The 9,572-nt window shown below is 34.7% G+C and carries 9 protein-coding genes; 6 read left to right on the forward strand and 3 right to left on the reverse strand.

Annotated elements, in window-relative coordinates:
* Positions 1-34 precede the first annotated feature (34 nt).
* On the forward strand, positions 35-790 hold the full coding sequence (locus AC4MRQ_RS23230; protein ID WP_491200118.1) for a succinate dehydrogenase/fumarate reductase iron-sulfur subunit: 756 nt from the start codon (positions 35-37) through the stop codon (positions 788-790).
* A 274-nt stretch (positions 791-1,064) separates the two neighbouring features.
* Positions 1,065-1,766: a hypothetical protein gene (locus AC4MRQ_RS23235; protein WP_491200119.1), complete on the forward strand. Its 702-nt coding sequence runs from the start codon at positions 1,065-1,067 to the stop codon at positions 1,764-1,766.
* On the opposite strand, the gene AC4MRQ_RS23240 is transcribed toward AC4MRQ_RS23235, so the two are convergent.
* The 3 genes from AC4MRQ_RS23240 to AC4MRQ_RS23250 form a co-directional block, all read right to left on the reverse strand.
* Complete coding sequence (locus tag AC4MRQ_RS23240) at positions 1,760-2,674, reverse strand: CPBP family intramembrane glutamic endopeptidase (protein WP_491200120.1); 915 nt, start codon at positions 2,672-2,674, stop codon at positions 1,760-1,762. The two genes, AC4MRQ_RS23235 and AC4MRQ_RS23240, sit on opposite strands and share 7 nt — an antisense overlap.
* Positions 2,675-2,706: 32 nt before the next feature.
* The gene (locus AC4MRQ_RS23245) at positions 2,707-3,741 is read right to left on the reverse strand and encodes a PEGA domain-containing protein (RefSeq protein WP_491200121.1); all 1,035 of its coding nucleotides are present in this window, start codon (positions 3,739-3,741) and stop codon (positions 2,707-2,709) included.
* A gap of 64 nt (positions 3,742-3,805) precedes the next feature.
* Positions 3,806-4,915 (reverse strand): glycosyltransferase, encoded by a 1,110-nt coding sequence (locus AC4MRQ_RS23250; RefSeq protein WP_491200122.1) that lies wholly within the window; start codon positions 4,913-4,915, stop codon positions 3,806-3,808.
* A gap of 106 nt (positions 4,916-5,021) precedes the next feature.
* Here AC4MRQ_RS23250 and AC4MRQ_RS23255 point away from each other — a divergent pair, with 106 nt between their 5' ends.
* The 4 genes from AC4MRQ_RS23255 to upp form a co-directional block, all read left to right on the forward strand.
* Entirely contained in the window at positions 5,022-5,981 is a 960-nt protein-coding gene (locus tag AC4MRQ_RS23255; RefSeq protein ID WP_491200123.1) for a GNAT family N-acetyltransferase, read from the forward strand.
* Positions 5,978-7,234: an oligosaccharide flippase family protein gene (locus tag AC4MRQ_RS23260; RefSeq protein WP_491200124.1), complete on the forward strand. Its 1,257-nt coding sequence runs from the start codon at positions 5,978-5,980 to the stop codon at positions 7,232-7,234. Before AC4MRQ_RS23255 ends, AC4MRQ_RS23260 begins: the two co-directional genes overlap by 4 nt.
* The gene (locus AC4MRQ_RS23265) at positions 7,221-8,816 is read left to right on the forward strand and encodes an asparagine synthase-related protein (RefSeq protein ID WP_491200125.1); all 1,596 of its coding nucleotides are present in this window, start codon (positions 7,221-7,223) and stop codon (positions 8,814-8,816) included. Before AC4MRQ_RS23260 ends, AC4MRQ_RS23265 begins: the two co-directional genes overlap by 14 nt.
* A gap of 112 nt (positions 8,817-8,928) precedes the next feature.
* A partial coding sequence (gene upp, locus AC4MRQ_RS23270; RefSeq protein WP_491200126.1) for a uracil phosphoribosyltransferase occupies positions 8,929-9,572 on the forward strand: 644 nt, incomplete at its 3' end.

Below are 9,572 nucleotides of genomic sequence, written 5' to 3' on the forward strand. Positions count from 1 at the left end.
AGGTCATTAATGTTCATAAGTTAAACAGAGAAAAATGGAAAATAATATAAGTTTGACTCTTAAGGTTTGGCGTCAGAACGGGCCTAAAGACAAGGGTCGTTTCGAGACATATAAACTAGATAAAGTATCAACAGACAGTTCATTTCTGGAGATGATGGACGTGCTTAATGAGCAGTTAATCAATGAAGGAAAAGAGCCTGTTGCATTCGATCACGATTGTCGCGAAGGTATTTGTGGTATGTGCTCATTGTATATCAATGGCCGTCCTCACGGGCCGGATGATGATGTAACAACATGTCAATTACACATGCGAAAGTTCAAGGATGGAGAGACAATTACCATTGAACCTTGGCGTTCAGCTGGCTTCCCGGTTATCAAAGATTTAATCGTAAATCGTAATGCTTTTGATACAATCATCGCAGCTGGAGGATATACTTCAGTAAGCACCGGTGGTATACCTGATGCTAATGCAATTCCTATTCCTAAGGACGATGCTGATGAGGCAATGGATGCCGCTTCTTGTATCGGTTGTGGAGCTTGTGTTGCAACTTGTAAAAACGGTTCGGCCATGTTATTCGTTTCAGCTAAAGTAAGTCATCTGGCTTTATTGCCACAAGGAAGAGTTGAGGCTGCCCGCCGTGCTAAAAACATGGTAGCAAAAATGGATGAGCTTGGTTTTGGTAATTGTACCAATACAGGAGCTTGTGAAATTGAGTGTCCAAAAGGAATTTCGATTTCGAATATTGCGCGCCTAAATCGCGAATTCTTAAAAGCAAAACTGCAAGACTAGTACATAGTCGTTAGTGATATTATAAAGAGCTATCCTTTTCGGGATGGCTCTTTTTTATTTTTATGCAACTGATTTTGAGAAATAAGTAACCTTTATTAAAATAATACGTTTTTATGAACGACTGTTTCATCCTGATGAACAAGTCGGTTTTGATGATGAAGCTTTTAATGCTAAAAAAATGAAATATAAAAATGATTGAACTAGAGACATTTGTTAATAGAAGTTATTTTTTCTACTTTTAGATGCGAATAGGTCTCTTTTAACTGAAAACAACATGCCATATCGTCGTCTTCCCAATACAGACCAGGCTCGCTTGCGGGCTTTAAAAGCTGCTTTGCAAAGAGGTATGCAGCTGAGTCCTTTTGATTTAGCTTTTAGTCAGAAGTTATTTCTTGAGCTGCAATCATTTCTACCTCAATATGAACAGGCGATATCACAATATAATTTTAGTAAAGACCGACAAGCAAAATATGGAAAATTATTAGGTGACCAATTTAAAGTAACCCGGTTATATGTTTCACATTTTATTCAGGTTCTGAATTTTTGCATTGCTAGAGGAGAAATAAAACCGGAAGTCCGTAAATTGTATGGTTTTGATATAAATGAGAAGTCAGTGCCTGAATTAGGTACCGAACAACAATTATTACAAGTTGGCAAGCAGGTGGTAGAAGGAGAAGAAAGACGCGGCATGATGGGAGGAGGTACGCGCATTTATAATCCATCCATTGCTATGGTTAAGATTAAGTATGAGAAATTTGTTGAGTATTTTAATAATCACAAAAACCTACTGGTTACTACTCAAAAAATGCATGAGAAGGTAACGGAACTTAGAAATGCAGCCGACCGAATTGTTCTGGCTATCTGGAATGAAATTGAAGCTTACTTTGATAACTTAGATGCTGACGAGAAAAGAAATAAGTGTGCCAATTATGGAGTGGTTTATCTTCTTCGCAAACATGAGAAAGAGCCTCAATAGCTGTTTGGTTGAGTACTTTTTTGAGTGCTTAAAACATTAATAAGATACAGGCCTGCAATAATCACCAATCCACTTAATATCACCCCAACTCCAAAAGGATTCTCAGTCGACATATCCAATGGCGAGGTGTCATCATTATTCAAGAACATATAAACGACAACTGCCATAAAGTTATTGATGAAATGTGCAATGACTGATAGCCAAAGATTGCCTGACAGGACAAAGAGATATCCCAGTATTATCCCTAAAAAGAAGCGAGGCAAAAAGGTTAAGAATTGCATGTGTATAGCGCTAAAAAGTATTGCAGTTATTAGTATGGCAATGTGTTTATTATTAAAAATATTATTCAATTCATGTTGCAATAAACCTCTGAATAGCCATTCCTCACCAATTGCAGGTAAAACACTCAGCAATAATATTGTGATTGTAATCTGGAACCAATTGTCGTATTGGAGCATAATGGTGGTTAAGTCACCTGCCTCCGCTTCTTTATCAACCATCCAGTTATAAATGTTTTGCATTGACTCAGGCAGTTGAAGCTGGTGGTTGAGCCAACCAGTGTATATTATAAAGAATTGCCCAAAAAATATCACAGCAACAGTTATGGCAATAAAAGCTCCGGATATCTTAGCCTTACCATTTATTCCGTGCCTAAAACTTCTGAAAAACAAATAGAATGCAAGGAGTGAGGGGGTAACAAATAAGCTTATGCTTTGGATAATTTGATACGCTTGCATAAATGCAACATTTTCCATCATTGATTCAATTGAGTGGACATCAACATTAAAAACAGGCTCTGCAATGACTCCCATCATCATTGTTGAAAGCGAACCCGAAATTATTACTGCCGAGAAAAGAATTATGAGTTTATAAAGAGGTTGTAAATGTGCTAACTGGCCTTGTTGCATAAAATGTTTTTCTGCAAAAATAAGCATTATAACTAAAAGGCTACCCGAATTCCGATCCAGCCACCAAGCGTACTAAAATTGTTGTGTTTTTCTTTCCAAAGATCAATAGTATCCTGGTTTTGTTCTTCATCAAACATGCCAAATTCAAATTCACCAAAAATTTGAAAATGTGGAGTGGGTTTGATACTTATACCCGCTCCGACAGTTACGAATCCAATGGATTGCCGACCGTATGAATTTAGGGGTTCGAACGAACGGGAAACAAGTCCACCCTTTAGGTATAATCCTGCTTTATCCAAATCTAGGGGTAATACACCTTCTAATCCAAAACCTTGAATGTCTGACTCTTTATTTGACTCGCCCCAGATACGTATATAATGAAACAAATCGGCTCCATATCGGTATGATGTGCCTTTAGCTCCATTGGAACCAAGCATAGTATAAAAGCCAACTGCGCCAAAGCCTCCATACGTTTCATTTTCTGAAATATTTGAATCGTCAGTATCATAGAAATCTTGATTTGTTGGCGTGCTGTATGTTTTGTTACTTGTCATATAATCAACATCATTCGCGACTTCAGTCTGATAAAAATTATGACTAACCAGCAAAGGGTATGATTCATCTACTGTAAAAGTTTCCTGCCACTTTACATTATGCTCATTAATTAGTGTGATTACGTTGGACCCACATGAGATTGAATAATCATTTATAGGTGTAACACCAACTTTTTGATGATTAATAAAAACTTGTGCTCCGGAAGGGGTTGAAGTGATATTACATATGCTGGATTTAGGTATAAGATTAAAATGATAATCGATAATGCGTCCGGGCAGGCAATGAATCAGTGTGTCAATTGTTTGATAATTGTGTTTTTCGACACGGATACTGTAGAGCATTGGCTTGTAATCAGAGAAACTTGCAGGTGTTCTCTTTTCCACATCTGGAAACTCAGTCAAACGAACAATGGCTGAAGAAGGGTTGGTTGAGATGTTGAAATGGCCTTTATTTTGGCCATAAGAAATAATGGTGCAAATAAGCACCAATAAGGTTAAGGTTAATTTGTTCATCTTGTAGTTTGTTAGGTACAAGTATGACAAATAATTGGTGATGTGCACTTAAATGAAAATGTGGCTAAAGTTGTGTTAAGGTAGATTTAAGTTTAGCTGTTTCATTCTCCCAATTAACTTTGGTTTTGGTAACACTCGCATTCTTACGCCATTCATATAATTGCTTCGGATTGTTTTTTATTTGATTTATTGCGTATGCAATATCTTGTGGTTCTATACTGCTAATGGTTGTACCAAAGTTATTTTCTTTTATAAAACGTTTAATTTCAGGAAAGTCAATTCCTAGCATAGGCAGCTCAGCCTGAAGAGCATCGAATAAACGATTAGGGAGGGCATAATAGTTGTTCAATCCGATATTTTCTAACAATGCAATTCCTAAATCAGCTTGGGAAGTATAACATGGTAAATCTTCGAAAGGAACTTTTCCTGTCAATGTAATTTTATCTCTTTGCATTATTGATAGGGTTTTAAGTTCATTGAATATATCCCCATCTCCAACAATTATCAACTCTGCGTTGTCAATATACTCCATTGCTTTAATTAGCTGCTTTAGTGCCCGGCCATAATTGACTGCACCTTGATATAGCAATGTAAATTTAGAGTTTTGTTTTCTTTCATGTTCTAGTTTTGCTATTCGCTCTGATAATGGAGCATTTCTAATTACAAGAAAATCTTTATTGTATTTTCGTTTGTAAATGTCGGCAATGGGTTGACAAACAGTTACTCCAATATCAACAATTGGAATAAATAACTTTTCCGCCAGCCTCCAGATTGCTTTAATCCACGGTTTTTTATTTATCTCGGGTGATTCGGGAAAATATTCATGACTATCAAAAAGAAGTTTTGATTTTTTAAATAGTTTAGCCAATCCACATCCAACCAATGTATCTAAATCAATTGAAACGATTAAATCTGCTTTATGGAAAATAAGAAAGAAGAATATGCGGAGGTTATAAAAAAGGTAAAACAAAGGACTACTTTGCCAAATCGTATTAAGATATATAACTTTCTTATTTGATTGGGTAAACGGTAGGTGATTGTCTTTAATTCGGCAAACAAAGTTGCAAAGATAACCGGCTTCCTCTAATGATTTTGAGAGTTTAAGTAAACGGTAATCAGTTGCTAGTTCGCTTGTTGTTACGATGGTGGCTTTTCTTTGTAATTTACCCTTCAAAGTTCATTTGTTTTTAATAGTAACGTTAAAAAAACCATATTATTTTTTTAATATGCATGCCTTTGTTGAGCAATAATGACAAATAACAATACGTTTTAGTGTTTATATGGAATACAGTCTACTTAGAAGAAATGAAATTGATGAAATAAAATGGGATGGTTGCATTAAAAATGCATATAATGAATCACCCTTAGGGTACAGCTCAGTTCTGGATCTTATTTGTGAAAACTGGTATGGACTCATTGTGAATGATTACGAACTCGTTATGCCCATACCAATCACTAAAAGATTTGGTTGGCATTTTATTCAAATGCCGGCTGAGATACAGAACTTAGGTGTTTTCCATAAAGCCAAGAATGTGAATATCAACATTGAAGACCTGCCTAATTTACCATGCTTTAAACCATTTAGACTTATATCATATTCTTTTGTGTATCAAAACATTTTTTCCAGACAAGGTTTTAAAGCCCGAAGTACTCATTATTTACAGCTTGGTAAAACGTATGATGAGTTAAGGCGAAACTATGAACAAAGGCACAGGAGCAATATAAGAAAAGTAGAAAGGAATGGAATAAGTCTTTTTGAAAGTAATGATCCTACAATGTTATTCCTAATACGTAACGAAATGGCTAAGAGCAATAAAGAACTTAAGATGTCTAAAGCGACTGTTCGTGCCTTTAAGCTATTGATATTAAAATCAACTAATGCTGATTGGGGAACATTAGTTTATGCAGCTAAGGATGGTAAAGTTATTTCAGGAGGCTTCTTTTTACAAGGGAGGAAAAGAGATGTTTTTTTACTTTCGGCATCATTAAATGAAGCAAAAAAGCTAAGCGCCTCATTTGGTATAGTTGATTATTATATTCGTAAGATGAGTGGACAAAACCGTGTATTAGATTTAAGTGGATCTGATATAAAAGGCATTGCTCTTTTTTTGAGAGGATTTGGCTCAATACCGACCACATATTACCAGTATGAATATAACAGGTTGCCCAGAGTGATGAAGTTTGTAAAAAAGTATAATCTGCTGCGAAAGCTTAAAACTAAATTAAACCAACTGCTTTGATTAAGGATCTTTACAGAAAAGTACTTGAAATTTTCACAGGCAATATATTAAGTCAGGCTATTGGTCTATTGACTTTACCTGTGTTACTAAAATTATACGATTCTGACTCAGTTGGATCATACTTTACCTACATGGCCATAATCAATCTTTTAAGTATTCTGACCAGTTTTCAGTTTCCAACACTTATTGTTCAATCTAAATCAGTGGATGAAGCTAAGACTGTTTATAGGTTTGCAACTAAAACTGTTTTGATATTATCGCTTATTTTTGCAATTGTTGCAGCTATTGGTGTTAGAAAGTTACATTTTAGTAACAATAATTTGCTTTTGATTTTTATTGCATTGTTTATTGGAGTCTTTTCAATGTCCCTCCTTAATCTTTGCGAGGCTTTAATGTCTAGGTTAAAGCGCTTTAAGCAAATATCCATCAGTCGGATATTAAAGTCATTATTCCTTTCATTATTTCAAGTATTAAGTGCCTTCATGTTTTCTGCTAAAGGAGAATTACTAATTCTGGCCACTATAATTGGCTATTCGCTAACAAGCCTTCTTATAATAATCTTTTATTTGCCATCCACCAAGTCAAACTTTTGTTTATCAAACTATAAGGGGAAATTTACCTTTCTACTCCATAATACAATAAATACGATCCTAAATACAAGCTCAAGTCAGCTTATAATTATCCTGTTACGGATGTATTATGGGACTAGTGCTGCCGCCTACTATGGGATTGCACAAAAAGTGATTGGAATACCAATAACATTTATCTCACAAAGTCTCTCAACAGTTTTATATCAACATCTATCATTCATAAAGAATGAATTAAAAGTTCTCAAATCAGCCATTTATAAAGTTTATAAGCCATTAGTCGGTCTATATTTTTTATCTTTTTTACTTGTTGAGATAATTATTGGGATAGCAATGGCATTTGGAATATTCAATGAGTGGGAATCGGTATATTATATCATATTTATTGTTTCACCATGGTTATTTTTCATGTTTTGGACAATACCTTTATCAAATTTAATTCCTATTCTTAATAAGCAGAAAGAGGCGATTGCTTATTCCACCTCACTATTCGTTTTTAGAATACTTACAATTAGCATATGTGGTGCAATGCAAACTTCTTTTTACACTACTATGATAATTATAACATTGGTTGGCATTGTTTTTAATGGTGTTTATTTACGCTTCATTTATAATGCCGTAAAGAATCATGATAACATAGTAAAAGGGCAAAATGATGAATTTTGACGTATTAGTTGATGATAATAATCGGGTAGCAGAAGGAATATTTTTCACTGGATATATCTTTATTGATGGTTGTTTTGTAGAAAAAAATGATGTTGGTAATCGAATTATTGATATAATAGATGATGATATTGAAAAGTTGACAGATAGAATAAATGGCTCATTTTATATCCTGTATATAAAAAAAAATGAATTTGCTACAGCCATTGTAAGCCCTGACCAACTGAACGAACTATTCTATAAACAAAACTCAGATAAATTTCTGTTTTCAGATAGAACAGATAGTTTTCAAAATTGTATCATTGACAGACAGGGGGCTAATCAGTTATTAGCTTCTGGACATACACATCTTGAGAAGAGTTTATATGAAGGCGTTCTTTGTATGAGAGGAGGGTGTGTCTACAGGTTTACTTCTGAGGGTGTGCAATTCAGACGCTACTTTACCTATGCAGTATCTGACAGGGAAATCAATTATGATTCAAAGCTTGAAAACTATGCTAGTATCTTAATTGAAAGAGCTTTTAATCGAATGATTGATAGTTTAGGAAACAGGACAGTTGTAATTCCACTAAGTGGTGGTTACGATTCAAGATTAATTTTGAGTATCCTGATCAAAAAAACATATCCGAAGATCATAACTTTTACATATGGAAAGCCCTCCAATAAAGAAGTTATAATAGCTGAAAGAATCGCCAGAAAATTAAATGTTAAATGGTATAACATCGAGTATTCTGATACATTTATAAGTTCGGAAGAAGATACTGAGATGTTAAACGACTATATTCTATTTGCGTCTAATGGAAGGTCTTCGGCGCACTTACACGAATTCTATGCGGTTAAATATCTTAAAGATAATGGTTTGTTGCCCGAAGAAAGTATTTTTATTCCAGGACATGGAGGTGATTTTATTGGTGGCAGTCAATTTGTAAAATCTTTTTCGCCTTATCTTCTTAGAGAAAACATCTCAAAGGCCTACCTGAGGTGTCGGTATAATTTATTCAAACTGAAGAAAAAAGACTATCAAAAGGAATTGGTATCTCTGCAGCACAAGGTAGCATGTTATAGTGGCGATGATATGCCATATTCTATCTTTGAAGATCTTGATTGCGCAGGAAAACACTCTAGGTTCACAGTTAATGCCAGTAAAGTGTTTACTTTTTTTGGTTATGATGTGAGATTGCCATTTTGGGATATTGAACTACTAACATTTTTCAAATCCATCCCCCGAGATAAGAAAGTATCGAAGGTTTTCTATGTAAACCTGTTGAATAAAAGATACTTCAATGCTTTGAATGTGAATTATTCAGATGAGTTACAGCCAACAGTATACAAGACTAAAATACAGGGTATTAAAGAGAAGGTTAAGCATTTGCTGCCGAAATGTGTGTTAAAGCATTACTTACTAAAGAACGATTGGGTTAATTACACGCGAATAACTCAACCTTTAGTCTCTAAAATGAAGGAGGTATCTTATCCTTTTAAATTCACATTTCTCAGTTATAATTCTATAGTACCACAGTATATTTTATTCCTGATTAAAACTAAAAAACAGGATATTGATCAAGTTAATAAAAAGTTACCTTGAAACTGAATGTCTCATCAGATATCAATAATTAAGAAATATCGTAATTCAAATGCTGTTGTATTAGGCTATCACTCTCCCCAATTTTTATTTACTTTGCACTCAAAATTTCCAAATGCAAACAACAACTTTCAATCAACAACAAAGCATTTTTAACCGCTTTATTGCGGAGATTCGTGACACTTCTATTCAAACTGATCCAATGCGATTCAGAAGAAATATCGAACGTATGGGTGAGATTATGGCATACGAAATTAGTAAAGTACTGCCACATGAGACAAAAGACATTAATACACCACTTGGTGTTGCTCAGGAAACAGTGATGAATGAAGAGCCGGTTATTGCCTCAATTTTAAGAGCTGGATTACCATTACATCAGGGTTTATTAAATTACTTCGACAGAGCTGAAAATGCATTTGTTTCGGCTTATCGTAAATACAATGAAAAAGGTGATTTTGATATCCATATTGAATATATTTCTTCTCCATCGCTAGACAATAAAATAGTGTTGCTGAGTGATCCGATGTTAGCAACTGGTACCTCAATTGAATTGGCATATAAAGCATTATTGGTAAAAGGTAAACCAAAGCACGTTCATATAGTGTCGTTAGTGGCTAGTGAAGCTGGAGTTCAGTATGTTCAAAATATATTTAAGGGTGAACCCGTTACTTTATGGTTAGGAGTTGTTGATGCTGAGTTGAATTCAAAATCATACATTGTTCCTGGCTTGGGTGATGCAGGCGACTTGGCATTTGGTCC

The sequence above is a fragment of the Carboxylicivirga sp. genome (genome assembly GCF_982718395.1).

Coding starts and splice junctions, on each gene's coding strand:
- AC4MRQ_RS23230 (WP_491200118.1), top strand. CDS start 35: ATGGAAAATAATATAAGTTTGACTCTTAAGGTTTGGCGTCAGAACGGG.
- AC4MRQ_RS23235 (WP_491200119.1), top strand. CDS start 1,065: ATGCCATATCGTCGTCTTCCCAATACAGACCAGGCTCGCTTGCGGGCT.
- AC4MRQ_RS23240 (WP_491200120.1), bottom strand. CDS start 2,674: ATGCAACAAGGCCAGTTAGCACATTTACAACCTCTTTATAAACTCATA.
- AC4MRQ_RS23245 (WP_491200121.1), bottom strand. CDS start 3,741: ATGAACAAATTAACCTTAACCTTATTGGTGCTTATTTGCACCATTATT.
- AC4MRQ_RS23255 (WP_491200123.1), top strand. CDS start 5,022: ATGGAATACAGTCTACTTAGAAGAAATGAAATTGATGAAATAAAATGG.
- AC4MRQ_RS23265 (WP_491200125.1), top strand. CDS start 7,221: ATGATGAATTTTGACGTATTAGTTGATGATAATAATCGGGTAGCAGAA.